14 protein-coding genes are annotated in these 18,406 nt (G+C 74.2%); 13 read left to right on the top strand and 1 reads right to left on the bottom strand.

Annotated features, from left to right (window positions below; all coding sequences use genetic code 11):
* Positions 1 to 49: 49 nt before the first annotated feature.
* Genes ACFV2J_RS38950 through cobI form a run of 7 tightly spaced genes read left to right on the top strand, consistent with a single transcriptional unit; the run spans position 50 to position 10,945 of the window.
* A complete protein-coding gene (locus ACFV2J_RS38950; RefSeq protein ID WP_385443198.1) occupies positions 50 to 1,021 on the top strand; it encodes a cobalamin biosynthesis protein in 972 nt (323 codons plus the stop codon).
* On the top strand, positions 1,018 to 2,526 hold the full coding sequence (locus ACFV2J_RS38945) for a cobyric acid synthase (protein WP_385089107.1): 1,509 nt from the start codon (positions 1,018 to 1,020) through the stop codon (positions 2,524 to 2,526). The genes ACFV2J_RS38950 and ACFV2J_RS38945 overlap by 4 nt, the downstream gene beginning before the upstream one ends.
* Positions 2,523 to 6,176 carry a cobaltochelatase subunit CobN gene (gene cobN, locus ACFV2J_RS38940; protein ID WP_385089109.1) on the top strand — a complete coding sequence of 1,218 codons (3,654 nt, stop codon included), beginning with the start codon at positions 2,523 to 2,525 and terminating at the stop codon, positions 6,174 to 6,176. Before ACFV2J_RS38945 ends, cobN begins: the two co-directional genes overlap by 4 nt.
* Positions 6,173 to 8,194, top strand: a complete 2,022-nt coding sequence (locus ACFV2J_RS38935) for a putative cobaltochelatase (protein ID WP_385443193.1) — start codon at positions 6,173 to 6,175, stop codon at positions 8,192 to 8,194. Before cobN ends, ACFV2J_RS38935 begins: the two co-directional genes overlap by 4 nt.
* Positions 8,194 to 8,793 carry a cob(I)yrinic acid a,c-diamide adenosyltransferase gene (gene cobO / locus ACFV2J_RS38930; protein WP_385089115.1) on the top strand — a complete coding sequence of 200 codons (600 nt, stop codon included), beginning with the start codon at positions 8,194 to 8,196 and terminating at the stop codon, positions 8,791 to 8,793. Before ACFV2J_RS38935 ends, cobO begins: the two co-directional genes overlap by 1 nt.
* Positions 8,787 to 10,217 (top strand): cobyrinate a,c-diamide synthase, encoded by a 1,431-nt coding sequence (locus ACFV2J_RS38925; protein WP_385089118.1) that lies wholly within the window; start codon positions 8,787 to 8,789, stop codon positions 10,215 to 10,217. The genes cobO and ACFV2J_RS38925 overlap by 7 nt, the downstream gene beginning before the upstream one ends.
* Positions 10,214 to 10,945, top strand: coding sequence for a precorrin-2 C(20)-methyltransferase (gene cobI, locus ACFV2J_RS38920; RefSeq protein WP_385089121.1), 732 nt, complete (start codon positions 10,214 to 10,216; stop codon positions 10,943 to 10,945). Before ACFV2J_RS38925 ends, cobI begins: the two co-directional genes overlap by 4 nt.
* Positions 10,946 to 10,956: 11 nt before the next feature.
* On the opposite strand, the gene ACFV2J_RS38915 is transcribed toward cobI, so the two are convergent.
* On the bottom strand, positions 10,957 to 11,691 hold the full coding sequence (locus ACFV2J_RS38915; protein WP_385089124.1) for a ZIP family metal transporter: 735 nt from the start codon (positions 11,689 to 11,691) through the stop codon (positions 10,957 to 10,959).
* 142 nt (positions 11,692 to 11,833) lie between these two features.
* Between ACFV2J_RS38915 and cobM the strand changes: the two genes are divergently transcribed.
* The 6 genes from cobM to cobC are packed head-to-tail and all read left to right on the top strand — an operon-like array spanning position 11,834 to position 18,331.
* Positions 11,834 to 12,658, top strand: coding sequence for a precorrin-4 C(11)-methyltransferase (cobM, locus tag ACFV2J_RS38910; protein ID WP_168527478.1), 825 nt, complete (start codon positions 11,834 to 11,836; stop codon positions 12,656 to 12,658).
* Complete coding sequence (gene cbiE, locus ACFV2J_RS38905) at positions 12,655 to 13,971, top strand: precorrin-6y C5,15-methyltransferase (decarboxylating) subunit CbiE (RefSeq protein ID WP_385443187.1); 1,317 nt, start codon at positions 12,655 to 12,657, stop codon at positions 13,969 to 13,971. Before cobM ends, cbiE begins: the two co-directional genes overlap by 4 nt.
* The gene (cobJ, locus tag ACFV2J_RS38900) at positions 13,968 to 15,695 is read left to right on the top strand and encodes a precorrin-3B C(17)-methyltransferase (RefSeq protein WP_385096020.1); all 1,728 of its coding nucleotides are present in this window, start codon (positions 13,968 to 13,970) and stop codon (positions 15,693 to 15,695) included. The genes cbiE and cobJ overlap by 4 nt, the downstream gene beginning before the upstream one ends.
* Positions 15,696 to 15,700: 5 nt before the next feature.
* Positions 15,701 to 16,303, top strand: a complete 603-nt coding sequence (locus ACFV2J_RS38895) for a precorrin-8X methylmutase (RefSeq protein WP_385096026.1) — start codon at positions 15,701 to 15,703, stop codon at positions 16,301 to 16,303.
* Entirely contained in the window at positions 16,300 to 17,244 is a 945-nt protein-coding gene (locus ACFV2J_RS38890; RefSeq protein WP_385096018.1) for a sirohydrochlorin chelatase, read from the top strand. Before ACFV2J_RS38895 ends, ACFV2J_RS38890 begins: the two co-directional genes overlap by 4 nt.
* Positions 17,234 to 18,331, top strand: a complete 1,098-nt coding sequence (gene cobC, locus ACFV2J_RS38885; RefSeq protein WP_385443184.1) for an Rv2231c family pyridoxal phosphate-dependent protein CobC — start codon at positions 17,234 to 17,236, stop codon at positions 18,329 to 18,331. Before ACFV2J_RS38890 ends, cobC begins: the two co-directional genes overlap by 11 nt.
* Positions 18,332 to 18,406 lie beyond the last annotated feature (75 nt).

The raw sequence follows: 18,406 nt of genomic DNA, 5'->3' as shown, positions 1-18,406 counted from the left end.
GTCTTGTTGAGTACGAGGGTTCCACTTCACCCCACGGCGGGCTGACCCCGTGCGTGCCGATCGCGTCTTCGCGTACGGCGCCGCCACCGGCCTCCTCGGCGACCTGCTCCTCGGCGATCCCCGCCGGGGCCATCCGGTCGCCGCGTTCGGGCGGACCGCGGGAGCCGTGGAACGGATGCTGTGGCGCGACCACCGCGGCTGGGGAGCGCTGCACACCACCGTCTGCGTCGGTGGCGCCGGTGCGCTCGCCGCGCTCGCGAGCCGTGGCGCACGACGTTCCCGTACCGCCTCCATCGCCCTGACCGCCGCCGCCACTTGGGCCGTCGTCGGGGGCACCTCCCTCGGGCGCGAGGCGCGGGCGATCGGTGCCGCGCTCGGCACCGGTGACGTCGAGGCCGCCCGCGCGCGGCTGCCGCACCTGTGCGGGCGCGACCCCCAGGCACTGGACCGCGACGGCATCGCGCGCGCCGTCGTCGAGTCCGTCGCCGAGAACACCTCGGACGCCGTGGTGGGCGCCCTGGTGTGGGGTGCCGTCGGCGGTGTGCCCGGACTGGTCGCCTACCGCGCCGTGAACACGCTCGACGCCATGGTCGGGCACAGATCCGCCAGGTACCTGCGCTACGGCTGGGCCTCCGCGCGCCTCGACGACGTCGCGGGCTGGCCGGGGGCACGGCTGACCGCGGCGCTCGCCACCGTCGCCGGCGACGACCCGCGCGGGGCGGTGCGCGCCTGGCGCGCCGACGCCCGACGGCATCCGAGCCCCAACGCCGGTCCCGTGGAAGCCTCGTTCGCCGGATCGCTCGGGGTACGGCTCGGCGGGACCCTCTCGTACTCCGGCCGGGTCGAGCACCGGCCGGTCCTCAACGACGGCGGGCGCGCCGTGCGCGTCGCCGACATCGAACGGGCCGTACGGCTGTCGCGGCGCGTCGGCTGGCTCGCCCTCGGCGTGAGTGCCGCGGCGCGACTGCTGGCCGGACGGCTGCTCGCCGACGGACCTCCGCCGAAGGGGCGTACGACATGAGTGGCGGTCTCCTCGTCGCCGGAACCACCTCCGACGCAGGCAAGAGCGTCGTGACCGCCGGGATCTGCCGGTGGCTGGTCCGGCAGGGCGTCAAGGTCGCGCCCTTCAAGGCGCAGAACATGTCCCTGAACTCCTTCGTGACCCGCGAGGGCGCCGAGATCGGGCGGGCGCAGGCCATGCAGGCGCAGGCGGCCCGGGTGGAACCGACCGCGCTCATGAACCCCGTGCTGCTCAAGCCGGGCAGCGACCGGAGCAGTCAGGTCGTGCTCATGGGCAGGCCGGTGGGCGAGATGACGGCCCGCGGCTACCACGGCGGTAGGCAGCGACAGCTCCTGGGCACCGTGCTGGACTGCCTCGCCGAGTTGCGGGGCACGTATGACGCGGTGATCTGTGAGGGGGCCGGCAGTCCCGCCGAGATCAATCTGCGGCGGACCGACATCGTGAACATGGGGATCGCGCGCAACGCGCGGCTGCCCGTGCTCGTCGTCGGCGACATCGACCGCGGCGGCGTGTTCGCCTCGTTCTTCGGGACGGTCGCGCTGCTGTCCCCCGGGGACCAGGAGCTCGTCGCCGGGTTCCTGGTCAACAAGTTCCGTGGCGACGTCGGCCTGTTGGAGCCCGGGCTCGACATGCTGAAGGACCTCACCGGACGCCGTACGTACGGCGTCCTGCCCTTCCGGCACGGCCTCGGGATCGACGAGGAGGACGGCCTGCGTGTCTCGCTGCGGGGTGCCGTGCGGGAGTCGGCGGTCGCCGGGCCCGTCGGCGAGGACGTCCTGCGCGTCGCGGTCTGCGCGGTCCCGCTGATGTCCAACTTCACGGACGTGGACGCGCTGGCCGCCGAACCCGGCGTCGTCGTGCGGTTCGTGGACCGGGCCGCCGAACTGGCCGACGCGGACCTGGTCGTCGTGCCCGGGACCCGGGGCACCGTCAACGCGCTGGCGTGGCTGCGCGAACGGGGCCTCGCGGACGCGATCGCCCGCCGGGCCGCCGAGGGCCGTCCGGTGCTGGGGATCTGCGGCGGCTTCCAGCTCCTCGGGGACCACATCGAGGACGAGGTCGAGTCACGGGCCGGGCACGTCGACGGGCTCGGACTCCTGCCCGTCCGGGTGCGGTTCGCGCGGGAGAAGACCCTCACCCGCCCGTCCGGCGAGGCGCTCGGGGAACCCGTCGACGGGTACGAGATCCATCACGGCGTCGCCGAGGTGACCGGTGGCGAGCCCTTCCTGGACGGGTGCCGGGTGGGTGCCGTCTGGGGTACCCACTGGCACGGCTCGCTGGAGTCCGACGGCTTCCGGCGTGCCTTCCTGCGCGAGGTGGCGGCCGCCGCGGGCCGCCGCTTCGTGCCGGCCGCCGACACGTCGTTCGGGGCGCTGCGCGAGGAGCAGCTCGACCGGCTCGGCGATCTGATCGAGGAACACGCGGACACGGACGCGCTGTGGCGACTCATCGAGTCGGGCGCGCCGCAAGGACTGCCTTTCATTCCACCGGGAGCGCCCGCATGAGCACAGTGTTGTTGTTGTCGACCGCCGACACGGACCTGCTGGCGGCCCGCGCCTCCGGCGCCGCCTACCGGATCGGCAATCCGACCCGGGTGGACGTCACGGACGAACTCCCCGCGCTCGTCGAGGGCGCCGACCTCGCCGTCGTACGGCTCCTCGGCGGCAAGCGGGCCTGGGAGGACGGCCTGGCCTTCCTGAAGGCGTCCGGTGTCCCTACCGTGCTGCTCGGCGGCGAGACGGTCCCCGACGCCGAGCTGATGGCCGACTCGTCGGTGCCGGCCGGTGTGGTGGCCGAGGCCCTGCGCTATCTGGTCGAGGGCGGCCCGGAGAACCTCACCGAACTGGCCCGGTTCCTCTCCGACACCGTGCTGCTCACCGGCGAGGGCTTCGAGGAGCCGCGCAAGATGCCCGAGTACGGCGTCCACGGCGAGCGTGCCTTCGTCGAGGGCCGCCCGACCATCGGGGTGCTCTTCTACCGCGCCCACCAGCTGGCCGGCAACACGGCCTTCGTCGACACGCTGTGCGACGCGGTCGAGGCACGCGGCGCCAACGCCCTGGCCGTGTACTGCGGTTCACTGCGCGGCGCCGACAGCGGCCTGTACGAGATCCTCGGCAGGACCGACGCGCTGGTCGCCACCGTGCTCGCGGCGGGCGGCACGCACGCCTCGGAGGCGTCCGCGGGCGGCGACGACGAGGCCTGGGACATCGGCGCCCTCGCCGACCTCGACGTCCCCGTGCTCCAGGGGCTCTGTCTGACCTCGTCGAAGCGGGCCTGGGACGAGTCGGACGCCGCCCTCTCCCCCATGGACGCGGCGATGCAGGTCGCCATCCCGGAGTTCGACGGGCGGCTCATCACCGTGCCGTTCTCCTTCAAGGAGCAGGGACCCGACGACGTCCCGGTGTACGTGGCCGATCCCGAACGGGCCGCGCGCGTCGCCGGAATCGCCGTACGGCACGCCCGGTTGAAGCACAAGCCGAACGCGGAGAAGAAGCTCGCGCTCGTCTTCACCGCGTACCCGACCAAGCACTCACGGGTCGGCAACGCGGTGGGCCTCGACACGCCCGCCTCCGCCGTACGGGTGCTGGACGCGCTGCGGGACGCCGGGTACTCCCTCACCGAATACCCCGACAACGGGGACGAGTTGATCCACCGACTCATCGCCGCCGGCGGCCACGACGTCGAGTGGCTCACCGAGGAGCAACTGGCCTCCGCGCCGGCGCGGGTACCGCTCGCCGACTACCGCGCGTGGTTCGACCGGCTCGACCCCGGACTGCGGGACGGCATGCTGGAGGCGTGGGGTGAGCCGCCGGGCAACCTGTACGTGGACGGCGACGACATCGTCCTGGCGTCCCTGCGGTTCGGGAACGTCGTCGTGATGATCCAGCCGCCCCGCGGCTTCGGCGAGAACCCGATCGCGATCTACCACGACCCGGACATGCCGCCGTCGCACCACTACATGGCCGCCTACCGCTGGCTGGAGAACAGTTTCGGCGCGGACGCCGTCGTGCACATGGGCAAGCACGGCACGATGGAGTGGCTGCCCGGCAAGGGACTCGGGCTCAGCAGCGGCTGTGCGCCCGACGCCGTGCTCGGTGAACTCCCGCTCGTCTACCCCTTCATCGTCAACGACCCGGGCGAGGGCACCCAGGCCAAGCGGCGCGGGCACGCCACCGTCGTCGACCACCTGGTGCCGCCGATGGCGCGCGCCGACACCTACGGCGACCTCGCCAAGCTGGAGCAGCTCCTCGACGAGTACGCCCTCGTCTCCGACCTGGACCCGACGAAGGCCCCGGCGGTCCGCGCGCAGATCTGGACGCTGGTCAAGGCGGCCGAGCTCCACCACGACCTGCACGTCGACGACCAGCCGGACGACGGCGACTTCGACGCGTTCGTGATGCACATCGACGGCTATCTGTGCGAGATCAAGGACGTGCAGATCAGGGACGGCCTGCACATCCTGGGCGGTGGCCCGGAGGCCGAGCCGCGCGTCAACCTGGTCCTCGCCGTGCTGCGCGCCTCCCAGGTGTGGGGTGGTGCCGCGAACGCGCTGCCGGGTCTGCGGGCCTGCCTCGCCGCGCACTTCGGGCTCGTCGAGAAGGAGCTGCTCGCCGAGCCGGGCGCGCCGGTGAAGGTGCCGGTGGAACTGACGGACCTCGTCGGGGGCCCGGCGCGGACGGGTGCCGACGCGATCGACCTGCTGGAGCAGCTGTGCCGCCGCGCGGCCGAGGGCATGGAGGAGCGCGGCTGGGACGGCGCGGCCGTGCCCGCCCTGGTGCGTGAGGTGCTGGGCACCGAACTCCCGGACGCCGTCGCGGTGCTGGAGTTCGCCTGCCGCGAGGTCGTGCCGCGGCTGGCCCGGACGACGGACGAGATCACCCACATCCTGCGGGCCCTGGACGGCGGTTACGTCCCGGCCGGTCCGTCGGGCTCACCGACCCGTGGGCTGGTGAACGTCCTGCCGACCGGCCGCAACTTCTACTCGGTCGACCCCAAGGCGATTCCCTCCAGGCTGAGTTGGGAGGTCGGGCAGTCGCTCGCCGACTCGCTGGTGCAGCGGTATCTCCAGGACACCGGCGCGTACCCGAAGTCCGTCGGTCTGACGGTCTGGGGCACGTCCGCGATGCGCACCCAGGGCGACGACATCGCGGAGATCCTGGCGCTGCTGGGCTGCCGCCCGGTCTGGGACGACGCCTCGCGCCGGGTGACCGGTTTCGAGATCGTCTCCCCCGAGGAGCTGGGCCGGCCGCGCATCGACGTCACGGTGCGCATCTCCGGCTTCTTCCGGGACGCGTTCCCGCACGTGGTCGGACTCATCGACGACGCGGTGCGGGCGGTGGCGGAGCTGGACGAGCCGGCCGACCTCAACTACGTCCGCGCGCACGCCGACGAGGACACCGCCGGGCACGGTGACCGGCGGCGCGCCACCTCGCGCATCTTCGGCTCCAAGCCGGGCGCCTACGGGGCCGGTCTGCTGCCGCTGATCGACGCCCGCAACTGGCGCTCCGACGCGGACCTCGCCGAGGTGTACGCGGTGTGGGGCGGCTACGCCTACGGGCGCGGTCTCGACGGCCGGGCGGCGCGCGGCGACATGGAGACGGCGTTCCGGCGCATCGCGGTGGCCGCGAAGAACGTCGACACCCGCGAGCACGACCTCGTCGACGCGGACGACTACTTCCAGTACCACGGCGGCATGGTGGCCATGGTGCGCCATCTGACGGGCGCGAGCCCCGAGGCGTACGTCGGTGACTCGGCCGTGCCCGACCAGGTCAAGACCCGCACGCTCGGGGAGGAGACGCACCGTGTCTTCCGCGCCCGCGTCGTCAACCCGCGCTGGATGGCGGCGATGCGGCGGCACGGCTACAAGGGCGCCTTCGAGATGGCGGCGACCGTCGACTACCTCTTCGGCTACGACGCCACGGCCGGGGTCGTGGACGACTGGATGTACGAGAAGCTCAGCGCGGAGTACGTCTTCGACGCGGAGAACCAGGACTTCATGAAGAAGTCCAACCCGTGGGCGCTGCGCGGGATCACCGAACGGCTGCTGGAGGCCGCCGACCGGGGGCTGTGGGCCGAACCGGACGCGGAGACCCTGGAGCGGCTGCGCGCCACCTATCTGGAGCTCGAAGGCGACTTGGAGGGCGACGACCAGTGAGTACCCCGTTCCCGTTCACGGCCGTGGTCGGCCAGGACGACCTGCGGCTCGCGCTGCTGCTGAACGCCGTCTCACCCGCGGTGGGCGGTGTGCTGGTCCGCGGCGAGAAGGGCACCGCCAAGTCCACCGCCGTGCGCGCGCTGTCCGTGCTAATGCCGGAGGTGGACGTCGTCTCCGGGTGCCGCTTCTCGTGCGATCCGGACGCGCCCGACCCCGCGTGCCCGGACGGGCCGCACGACGGCGGCCCGTACCTGTCGCGGCCGGCCCGTACGGTCGAGCTGCCCGTCGGTGCCTCCGAGGACCGGCTCGTCGGCGCGCTCGACATCGAGCGGGCGCTCGCGGAGGGCGTGAAGGCCTTCGAACCGGGCCTGCTGGCCGACGCGCACCGCGGGATCCTGTACGTGGACGAGGTCAACCTCCTCCACGACCACCTGGTCGACCTGCTGCTGGACGCGGCGGCGATGGGTGCCTCGTACGTCGAGCGGGAGGGCGTCTCGGTCCGGCACGCGGCCCGCTTCCTGCTGGTCGGCACCATGAACCCCGAAGAGGGCGAGCTGCGGCCGCAGTTGCTCGACCGGTTCGGGCTGACCGTCGAGGTCGCGGCCTCCCGGGAGCCCGACCAGCGGGTCGAGGTCGTCCGGCGCAGGCTTGCCTACGACGACGATCCGGACGGTTTCGCCGCGCGGTGGGCCGACGAGGAGTCCGCGGTACGGGCACGGATCGCCGCGGCGCGCCGGCTGCTGCCGTCGGTGCGGCTCGGGGACCCGGCGCTGCGGCAGATCGCCGCGACCTGTGCCGCGTTCGAGGTGGACGGCATGCGGGCCGACATCGTGATGGCCCGGACCGCGACCGCGCTGGCCGCCTGGGCGGGGCGCACCGAGGTGCTGCCCGAGGACGTGCGGCAGGCCGCGCTGCTCGCGCTGCCGCACCGGCGCCGGCGCAACCCCTTCGACGCTCCGGGGCTCGACGAGGACAAACTCGACGAGACGCTGGAGGAGTTCGGCGGTTCCGACGACGATCCCGACCCCGACACGGAACCCGACCCTGACCCGGACGGTCCGGGCGGGGGCGGTCAGCCGCCGCAGGACGGGCCGGAGGGCGACGCGCCCTCCGGTGACGTCCCGGCGCAGGGGGAGCCCTCGCAGGACGGCCGGGCGCCGGCCGCGCAGGGCGCCGGTGAGCAGTCCCCGGTGCGGGCCGCCGAACCCTTCCGTACGAAGGTCCTGAGCGTGCCCGGTCTCGGTGAGGGTGCCGCCGGCCGGCGGTCCCGGGCGCGGACCGAGCACGGCCGGACGACCGGCTCGCGGCGGCCCCGGGGCACGCTCACCAAGCTGCACCTGGCGGCGACCGTGCAGGCGGCGGCCCCGCACCAGCGGGCGCGGGGACGCTCGGGTCCCGGTCTGGTCGTACGACGGGACGATCTGCGCCAGGCCACCCGTGAGGGGCGCGAGGGCAACCTCGTCCTGTTCGTGGTGGACGCCTCCGGGTCGATGGCGGCGCGCCAGCGGATGGGCGCCGTGAAGGGTGCGGTGCTGTCCCTGCTGCTCGACGCCTACCAGCGGCGGGACAAGGTGGGTCTGGTGACCTTCCGCGGCTCCGCCGCCGAGGTCGCGCTGCCGCCCACCTCCTCGGTGGACGCGGCCGCCGCCCGGCTGGAGTCGCTGCCCACGGGCGGGCGGACGCCGCTCGCGGCCGGGCTGCTGCGCGCGCACGAGGTGCTGCGGGTCGAGCGGCTGCGGGACGCGGCGCGCCGGCCGCTGGTCGTCGTGGTGACCGACGGACGGGCCACGGGCGGCCCCGAGCCGGTCGCGCTCGCGGGGCGCGCGGCGCGGCTGTTCGCGGCCGAGCAGCTCGCCTGCGTGGTCGTCGACTGCGAGGCGGGGCCGGTGCGGCTCGGGCTCGCGGGACGGCTCGCGGACGAACTGGGCGGGACGGCCGTGACGTTGGACGAGCTGCGTGCCGATTCCCTCGCCGGGCTCGTACGTGATGTGCAGGGGACTTCCAGGAGGGTCGCGTAATGCCGCAGGGGCAGCCGAGTGTCGTACCGGACGACGGACTGACGACGCGTCAGCGACGCAACCGGCCACTGCTCGTGGTGCACACGGGGGTGGGCAAGGGCAAGTCCACCGCCGCCTTCGGGCTGGCGCTGCGGGCCTGGAACCAGGGGTGGCCCATCGGGGTGTTCCAGTTCGTCAAGTCGGCGAAGTGGAAGGTCGGCGAGGAGAACGCGCTGCGGGTGCTGGGCGCCAGTGGTGAGGGCGGCTCCGTCGACTGGCACAAGATGGGCGAGGGCTGGTCCTGGGTGCAGCGCGACTCCCAGATGGACAACGAGGAGAAGGCCCGGGAGGGCTGGGAACAGGTCAAGCGGGACCTCGCGGCCGAGACGTACCGGCTGTACGTCCTCGACGAGTTCGCGTACCCCATGCACTGGGGCTGGGTGGACGTGGACGAGGTGGTCTCCGTGCTGCGGGAGCGGCCCGGGACCCAGCACGTCGTGATCACCGGACGCAACGCCCCCGGGAAGCTGGTCGAAGCCGCCGATCTCGTCACCGACATGTCGAAGGTCAAGCATCCGATGGACGCCGGCCAGAAGGGCCAGAGGGGCATCGAGTGGTGACGTCCGTCCCCCGGCTGGTCATCGCCGCGCCCTCCTCCGGCAGCGGCAAGACCACCGTCGCCACCGGGCTGATGGCGGCCTTCGCCGCGCGGGGGCTCGCCGTGTCCCCGCACAAGGTGGGGCCCGACTACATCGATCCCGGGTACCACACGCTCGCGACCGGGCGTGCGGGGCGGAACCTCGACGCGTACCTGTGCGGTACGGAGTTGATCGCGCCGCTGTTCGCGCACGGGGCGCGGGGGTGCGATCTCGCCGTCGTCGAGGGTGTGATGGGGCTGTACGACGGCGCGGCCGGGGAGGGGGAGCTGGCCTCCACGGCACAGGTGGCGAAGCTGCTGCGGGCGCCGGTGGTGCTGGTGGTCGACGCCTCCTCGCAGTCGCGGTCCGTGGCCGCGCTGGTGCACGGGTTCGCCTCCTGGGACCCGGAGGTGCGGGTCGCCGGCGTCATCCTCAACAAGGTGGGGTCCGACCGGCACGAGGAGATGCTGCGGGAGGCGCTCGACGCGTCCGGGGTGCCGGTCCTCGGCGCCCTGCGGCGGGCTCCGCAGGTGGACACGCCCTCCCGGCACCTGGGGCTGGTGCCCGTCGCCGAGCGGCGCGCGGACGCCGTGGACGCCGTGCGGGCGATGGCCGGGCAGGTGCGGCAGGGGTGCGATCTGGACGCGCTGTTCGCGTTGGCGCGTGGTGCGGGTGAGGTGGCCGGTGCGGCCTGGGACCCGGCCGAGGCCGTCGCCTCCGCGCCCTCTTCGCCCCGTGCCCAGGACGATCCCGGGGACCGGGCGTCCGCGGGTGCCGGGAACCACGGGAACGGGCGGCGCCGGTCCCCGCGGATCGCCGTCGCCGGAGGAGCCGCCTTCACCTTCTCGTACGCCGAGCACGCCGAGCTGCTCACCGCCGCCGGCGCGGAGGTCGTCGTCTTCGACCCGTTGCGGGACGAGCAACTTCCGGACGGAACCGACGGGTTGGTCATCGGCGGCGGCTTCCCGGAGGTGTACGCGCCCGAGTTGTCCGCCAACGAGCCGTTGCGCAAGGCCGTGGCCGAGCTGGCGTTCGGCGGGGCGCCCGTCGCCGCCGAGTGTGCCGGACTGCTGTATCTCTCGCGCGAGCTCGACGGGCAGCCGATGTGCGGGGTGCTCGACGCCACGGCCCGGATGGACGAGCGGCTCACCCTGGGCTACCGGGACGCCGTGGCGGTGTCCGACAGCGTGCTCGCCCCGGCCGGTACCCGGATGAGCGGGCACGAGTTCCACCGGACGGTCGTGGAGCCCGGCGCCGGGGCGCTTCCCGCCTGGGGGGTGCGCGCACCGCGGCCGCGCGTCGAGGGTTTCGTACGACAAGGTGTGCACGCGAGTTATCTGCACACGCACTGGGCGTCCGGACCCGGTGTCGCCCGTCGGTTCGTGGAGAGGTGCCTGACGTCATGAGCAGCAAGCTGATCGGAGTCGGCGTCGGCCCGGGAGACCCGGAGCTGGTGACCGTCAAGGGCGTCAACGCGCTGCGTGCCGCCGAGGTGGTCGTGGTGCCCGTCATGGACACCGGGGAACGCGGGCGCGCCGAGGCGACCGTGCTGCACTACGTACCCGCGGAGAAGGTCCTGCGGATCGTGTTCGCGTTGAACGAGCGGACCGACCGGGCGCGGCGCGAGGCCGCCTGGGACGCCGCGGGCACACGGGTCGCGGAGCTGCTGGAGCGGCACAGGACCGTCGCCTTCGCGACCATCGGCGACCCCAACGTGTACTCGACCTTCACCTATCTCGCGCACACCATCGGCGCGCTCGTGCCGGGGACGGAGATCGAGACCGTGCCCGGCATCACCGCGATGCAGGACCTCGCCGCCCGTTCGGGGGCCGTGCTCACGGAGGGGACCGAGCCGCTCACCCTGGTGCCGGTGACGGCCGGGGCCGCCGTGCTCAAGGACGCCCTCGGCGGGCCCGGCACGGTCGTCGCGTACAAGTTCGGACGGCAGGCGCACGAGGTCGCCCGGGCGCTGCGGGAGACCGGGCGGATCGACGACGCGGTGTGGGGTTCGGCGCTCGGCCTGGAGGACGAGTCCATCCGGCCGGCCGCCGATCTCGACGGCGGGCCGCTGCCGTACCTCTCCACGCTCATCGCGCCCGCCCGGCGGGACGGCGGACGCGGCGGGAAACTGTGAGCCACGAAAGATCATCCGGTTCCGGCGAGGCCCACCACCAGCCAGATGAACGCCGCGCCGGCGATCGTGAACAGCAGGGTCGAGCGGGCCGGGTGCTCGTGGTGCGCCTCGGGCAGGATCTCGGCGGCGGCGAGGTACAGCAGTACGCCGCCGAAGAGGCCGAGATAGCCGCCGAGCAGGTCCACCGGGATGGTGAAGAAGAGGGTGGAGGCGGCGCCGACGACCGGGGCCGCCGCGTCGGCGAACAGCATCGTGACCGCCTTGCGGCGCGCGTTCCCGTACAGGCTCGTGATCGTGTACGTGTTGAAGCCGTCCGCGAAGTCGTGCGCGACCACCGCGAGGGCGACCGCCAGGCCCATGCCGCCGCCCACCTGGAAGGCGGCGCCGATCGCGACGCCGTCCATGGCGCTGTGGCCGACCATCGCGGCGGCGGCCGTCAGGCCCACCTCGGGCGCCCGGCCTGCGCACTCCTCGCCGCCGTGCGCGGCCTGCCGGGCGGCCAGCAGCCGTTCCACCAGATGGGCGACGAGGAACCCGGCGACGAACAGCAGCAGCGCCACCGGTACGCCGAAGAACTCGTCGCCCGCCGCGCGCAGCGCCTCCGGCAGCAGGTCGAGGCCGACCACGCCCAGCATCAGCCCGCCGGCCAGGCCGAGCACCAGATGACGGCGGTCGGTCACCCGCTGTGCCGTCCAGCCGCCGGCCAGCGTCATCAGGAACGCGCCGAGCGCGACGAGGACCGCCATAGGCCCTTGCTATCCGATCGGGCCCCGGTCCCGCATGTCCAACGGGCCGGTAGCCACCGATCCGGCTGCCGAAATCTTTTCGCGGCACCCGAGTTTTCGCTTTTCGCAGCACCCGAGTTTTCGTAGGAGAGGACCGATTCCCATGGCCGATGCCCCCACCGGCAAGGTGACCTTCGTCGGGGCCGGGCCCGGCGCCGCCGACCTGCTGACGTTCCGCGCCGCGCGCGCGATCGCCGAGGCCGACGTCGTGATCTGGGCGGCCAGCCTGGTGCAGGCCGAGGTCCTCGAACACGCGCGTGAGGGCGCGGAGATCCTGGACTCGGCGACGATGTCCCTGGAGGACGTCGTGGCCGTGTACGAGCGCGCCGCCCGCGAGGGCCTGCGGGTGGCCCGCATCCACTCCGGCGACCCGTCCCTGTGGGGCGGCACGCAGGAGCAGCTCGACCGGTGCGCGGACCTGGACGTCGAGACCGAGATCGTGCCCGGTGTCTCCTCCTTCTCCGCGGTGGCCGCGCTCGCCCGGCGCGAGCTGACGATCCCCGAGGTCGCGCAGTCCGTGATCCTCACCCGGCTCGGCGGCGGCAAGACGCCGATGCCGCCCGGCGAGGAGGTGCGGGAGTTCGCCCGGCACGGGACGACCATGGCGCTGTTCCTGTCGGCGGCCCGCAGCGGCCAGCTGGTACGGGAACTGCTGGAGGGCGGCTATCCGACGTCGACGCCGGTCGTGGTCGCGTACCAGGCGACCTGGCCGGAGGAGCTGATCGTCCGGTGCACGATCGGGACGCTGGAGGAGACGGTCAAGGAGCACAAGCTCTGGAAGCACACGCTGTTCCTGGTCGGTCCGGCGCTCGACGCGAGCGGCACCCGCTCGCACCTCTACCACCCCGGTCACTTCCACGGGTTCCGCAAGGCCGACCCGCGGGCCCGCGCGGAGCTGCGCGCGGCCCGGCGCGGCAGTACGTCGTGATCACCGTCGTCGGTACGGGGACGGGAGCGCCGCTGCCACCGGACGCCGAGGCCGCCGTGGCGCGGGCCGGACTGGTCGTGGGCGCCCGGCGCCATCTGGCGGCCGCGCGGCTGCCGGCGGGCGCCGAACAGGTCGTCCTCGGACCGCTCGCCCCCGCCCTCGACACCGTCGAGCGGTACGTGGCGAAGGCGGAGGAGAACAGGAAGGAAGGCGCGCGGGGCGCGGGAGGCGCGCGCGAGGAGGAGGGCACGGAGGGCGGCCGGGTCGTCGTGCTCGCCTCCGGCGACCCCGGGTTCTTCGGGATCGTCCGGGCGCTGGCCGAACGGTTCGGGCCGGAGCTGCTGGACGTCCGGCCCGGCGTCTCGTCCGTCGCGACCGCCTTCGCGCGGCTCGGGCTGCCCTGGGACGACGCGGTGGTGGTGAGCGCCCACGGGCGTGACCTGCGGACGGCCGCGCACGTCTGCCGGTCCCACCCGAAGGTGGCCGTGCTGACCGGTCCCGGCTCCGGTCCCGCCGAACTCGGCGCCGCGCTCGCCCACCGCTCCGGCGCACGCGTCCTCGTCGTGGCGAGCGCCCTCGGCGACCCCGCGCACGAACGCGTCGAGCGGGTGACGCCCGCCGAGGCCGCCGCCCGCGACTGGGGTACGGCGGTCAGCGTCGTCCTGTGCCTGGACGAGTCGCGGGCCCTCGCTCCCGTGCGGACGGTCGCCGGACCGTCCGCCGGGCCCGACCGGTGGGCCCTGGACGAGAGCGAGTTCGCGCACCGCGACTCGATGATCAGCAAGTTCGAGGTACGGGCGCTCGCCCTGGCCCGGATCGGGCCACGCCTCGGTGAGCTGGTCTGGGACGTCGGGGCGGGCTCCGGGTCCGTCGCCGTCGAGTGCGCGCGCTTCGGTGCCGCCGTCACCGCGATCGAGAAGACACGGGACGGCTGCGACCGGATCCGGGCCAACGCCGGGGCGCACGGGGTCGATGTGCGGGTCGTGCACGGGGCCGCGCCGACCGTGCTGTCCGACCTGGAGGATCCGGACGCCGTCTTCATCGGCGGCGGTGGGCGTGAACTGTCCGCCATCGTGACGGTCTGCGCGCGGCGCGCCCGGCGGGCCGTCGTCGTCGCCATGGCCGCGCTGGACCGGGTCCCCGCCGCCCGGGACGCGCTCGACGCCGCCGGGTTCGCCTGCGACGGCGTGCTCCTGCAGTCCTCCCGGCTCGCTCCGCTGCCGGGGAACGTCACCCGGCTCGCGGCGACCAATCCCGTCTTCCTGCTGTGGGGCGTCCGCCCTCCGGCCCGTACCGAAGGAGTCCCCCAGTGATCGGCCTGATTTCCGCCACGGCGGCGGGCGCGGCCGCCCGCGACCGGCTGGCCGCGGCCTGGCCCGCCCGTACCCGCGTGTACGACGGGTCCGGCGAGTCCGGCGCGGACGCCGGGTCCGTCGGGTCCGTCGGGGACGCCGTGCGGCGCGCCTTCGTGGAGTGCGACCAGCTGGTGTGCTTCCTCGCCACGGGTGCCGTGGTGCGGCTGATCGCGCCGCTGCTGGGCGACAAGACCACCGACCCCGGTGTCGTGTGTGTCGACGAGGCCGGACGGTTCGCGGTGTCCCTCGTCGGCGGGCACGGCGGCGGGGCGAACGAACTGGCCCGCGAGGTGGGCGGGTTGCTCGGCGCCGAGCCCGTGGTGACGACGGCGACCGACGCGGTGGGGGTACCCGGCCTGGACACGCTGGGTCTCCCCGTGGAGGGGGACGTCGCCGGGGTGACCCGGGCCCTGCTGGACGGCGAACCCGTCGCCCTGGACGCCGAAACGCCCTGGCCGCTGCCCGCGCTGCCGCTCGGGGCGGAGGGCGCGTACACGGTCCGGGTCACCGACCGGGCCGTCGCGCCCGCCGAGCGCCTCGTGATCCTCCGCCCGCCCTCCCTCGTCGTCGGCGTGGGTGCCTCGAAGGGCGCCCCCGTGGACGAGGTGCTCGGGCTCGTCGAGGACGCCCTGCGCGAAGCCGGACTGTCCGCGCGGTCCGTCGCCGAGCTCGCCACCGTCGACGCCAAGGCCGGGGAGCCCGGCGTCGTCGGTGCCGCCGAACGGCTCGGGGTACCCCTGGTCACGTACACCGCCGGGGAGTTGGCGGCGGTCGACGTGCCGAACCCCTCCGGCGCGCCGCTCGCCGCCGTGGGCACCCCCTCCGTCGCGGAGGCCGCGGCCCTGCTGCGCGGTGGTGAACTCCTGGTCCCCAAGCGGAAGTCGGCCCGCACCGACGGACAGCCGGCCATGGCGACCTGCGCGGTCGTACGCCGCCCGGCGCGCGGCCGGCTGGCGGTGGTCGGGCTCGGCCCGGGCGCCCGTGACCTGCTCACCCCTCGGGCCAGGGAGGAGCTGCGACGGGCCTCGGTGCTCGTCGGGCTCGACCAGTACGTCGACCAGATCCGCGATCTGCTGCGGCCCGGCACCCGGATCCTGGAGTCGGGGCTCGGCGCCGAGGAGGAGCGGGCCCGCACGGCGGTGTCCGAGGCCCGGCGCGGACAGGCCGTCGCGCTGATCGGCAGCGGGGACGCGGGCGTGTACGCGATGGCCTCCCCCGCGCTGGCCGAGGCGTCCGACGACATCGACGTGGTGGGGGTGCCCGGGGTGACCGCCGCGCTCGCGGCGGCGGCGATCCTCGGCGCGCCCCTCGGCCACGACCACGTCTCGATTAGCCTCTCCGACCTCCACACCCCGTGGGAGGTCATCGAGCGGCGGGTACGGGCGGCGGCCGAGGCCGATATCGTCGTGACGTTCTACAACCCCCGCAGCCGGGGCCGCGACTGGCAGCTCCCGAAGGCGCTCGCGATCCTCTCCGGGCACCGGGAGCCGACGACGCCGGTGGGCGTCGTCCGCAACGCCTCGCGCCCCGACGAGAGCGGTCGACTCACCACACTCGCGGGACTCGACCCCGCGACGGTGGACATGATGACGGTCGTGACCGTGGGCAACACGGCGACCCGCGAGATCGCCGGCCGCATGGTGACGCCCCGCGGCTACCGCTGGCAGGAGGAGCCCAAGTGAGCCGAGTGAGCCAGGTCTTCCCGGAGCCCCGGGTCGTCCACCCCATCGAGCAGGAGTCCTTCCGGCGGCTGCGCGCCCGCCTGGACACCTCGCACTTCCCGCCGCTGACACGTGCCGTCGTGGAGCGGGTCGTCCACTCCGCGGCGGACCTCGACTACGCGAGCGACCTCGTCACCGACGAGAACGCCCTGGCCAGGGCGCACACCGCGCTGCACGCCGGGGCACCGGTCGTGGTGGACGTGGAGATGGTCGCGGCGGGCATCACCCGTCGCGACACCGTCTGCCGTCTCAGGGACGCCAAGTCCGCTCCGGGGCTGACCCGTTCGGCGCACGCGATCCGGCTCGCGTACGAGGACGTCGGGCCCGGCGCGCTCTGGGTGATCGGCTGCGCGCCGACCGCCCTGGAGGAACTCCTCACCCTGCACGCCGATCCGGCACTCGTCATCGGTCTGCCCGTCGGCTTCGTCGGCGCGGCGGAGTCCAAGGTCGCGCTGCGCGAGAGCGGACTGCCCGCTGTCAGCAACGTGTCCGAGAAGGGCGGTTCGGCGGTCGCCGCCGCCGCGCTCAACGCCCTGCTGTACCACCCCGTACCGAAGGAGACACCGTGACCACCCCGCCCCCCGCCCTGCTCATCGCCGGACACGGCACCCGGGACGCGGCCGGAGCCGAGGCCTTCCGCTCCTTCGTACGGGAGTTGGGACGCCGCCACCCCGAACTGCCCGTCGCCGGCGGCTTCATCGAACTCTCGCCGCCTCCGCTCGCCGAAGCGGTGGGCGAGCTGGTGGACCAGGGCGTACGGCGGTTCGCCGCCGTCCCGTTGATGCTGGTGTCCGCCGGGCACGCCAAGGGCGACATCCCGGCCGCGCTGGCCCGCGAGAAGGAACGGCACCCCGGGATCTCGTACACGTACGGGCGACCGCTGGGGCCGCACCCCTCGCTGCTCGCGGTCCTGGAGCGGCGGCTCGACGAGGTCCTCGGCGGCACCGTCCGTACCCCCGCGGACCGGGCCGACGTCACCGTGCTGCTCGTCGGGCGTGGTTCCACCGACCCGGACGCCAACGCGGAGGTGCACAAGGCGGCGCGGCTGCTGTGGGAGGGACGCGGATACGCCGGGGTGGAGACGGCGTTCGTGTCGCTGGCGGCGCCGGACGTGCCGTCGGGCCTGGACCGCTGTGTGCGGCTGGGCGCCCGCCGGATCGTGGTCCTGCCCTACTTCCTGTTCACCGGCATCCTGCCGGAGCGGGTGCGGCAGCAGACCGAGGGCTGGGCGGCGGCCCATCCCGACGTCGAGGTGCGCTCGGCCGACGTCATCGGTCCGGAGCCGGAACTGCTCGACCTGGTCATGGAGCGGTACCGGGAGGCCGTGCGGGGTGACCTGCGGATGAACTGCGACTCCTGTGTCTACCGCATCGCGCTGCCCGGCTTCGAGGACAAGGTGGGCCTGCCCCAGCAGCCGCACTTCCATCCGGACGACGACGGCCACCACCACGACGGTCACCACGGGCACCACCACGGTGATCCCGCGCACTCCCCCTCCCATGCGCACTGACGGCCCCGGGCACGACGGGGACACCGCCGGGGCGGACGGGCACGATCTGCGGCATCACGGCGACGCCGAGGTGCGGGACGGCGGTTCGGCCCTCACCGATCTCGCGGTGAACGTCCGCGCGGACACGCCCCCGGTGTGGCTGCGGGAGCGGATCGCCGCCTCGCTGGGCGGGCTGGCCGCGTATCCGGACGGACGGGCCGCGCGGGCCGCGGTGGCGGCGCGGCACGGGCTGCCGGTGGAGCGGGTGCTGCTGACCGCGGGCGTCGCCGAGGCCTTCGTGCTGCTCGCCCGCGGCCTGAAGATCCGTCATGCCGTCGTCGTGCACCCGCAGTTCACCGAGCCGGAGGCGGCGCTGCGGGACGCGGGGCACGCCGTCGACCGGGTGCTGCTGCGGGAGGAGGACGGCTTCCGGCTGGATCCGCGTGCGGTGCCCGAGGACGCGGATCTCGTCGTGATCGGGAATCCGACCAACCCGACGTCGGTGCTGCACCCGGCCGCGTCACTCGTGGAACTCGCCCGGCCGGGACGGACGTTGGTCGTCGACGAGGCGTTCATGGACGCGGTGCCGGGGGAACGCGAGGCGTTGGCCGGCCGGACGGACGTACCCGGACTGGTCGTGCTGCGCAGCCTCACGAAGACGTGGGGGCTGGCCGGGCTGCGGATCGGCTACCTCCTCGCCGATCCCGGGACGACCGCGGAGCTGTCGCGGGCGCAGCCGCTGTGGCCGGTGTCCACGCCCGCACTCGCCGCCGCCGAGGCCTGTGTGTCGTCCCGGGCGTTGGCGGAGGCCGGGCACGCCGCGCGGCGGGGCGCCGCGGACCGGGCCCATCTGGTCGCCGGTCTGCGGGAGTTCGAACCCGACGGGTTGCGGGTCGTGGAGCCCGCGGACGGTCCGTTCGTCCTGGTGCGGCTGCCCCGGGCGGCGGCGGTACGGGACCGGCTGCGCGGGCTGGGGTTCGCGGTGCGGCGCGGGGACACGTTCCCCGGGCTCGGGGAGGACTGGCTCCGGCTGGCCGTACGCGACCGGACCACCGTCAACGGGTTCTTGCAGGCGCTGGACCGGGCGATGGCGGCGGCGGGGAGCTGAGACGGGGGGTGCGGCAGGGGGTTCCTTTCGCCCCCGCCGCCCCGACCCCGCCCCACCCGGACCCCGGGGGCAGTC

Source organism: Streptomyces sp. NPDC059668, from assembly GCF_042734135.1.
GTDB lineage: Bacteria > Actinomycetota > Actinomycetes > Streptomycetales > Streptomycetaceae > Streptomyces.
Note: the sequence above shows the minus strand (reverse complement) of the source record. Positions and strands in the feature narration are given on the sequence as shown.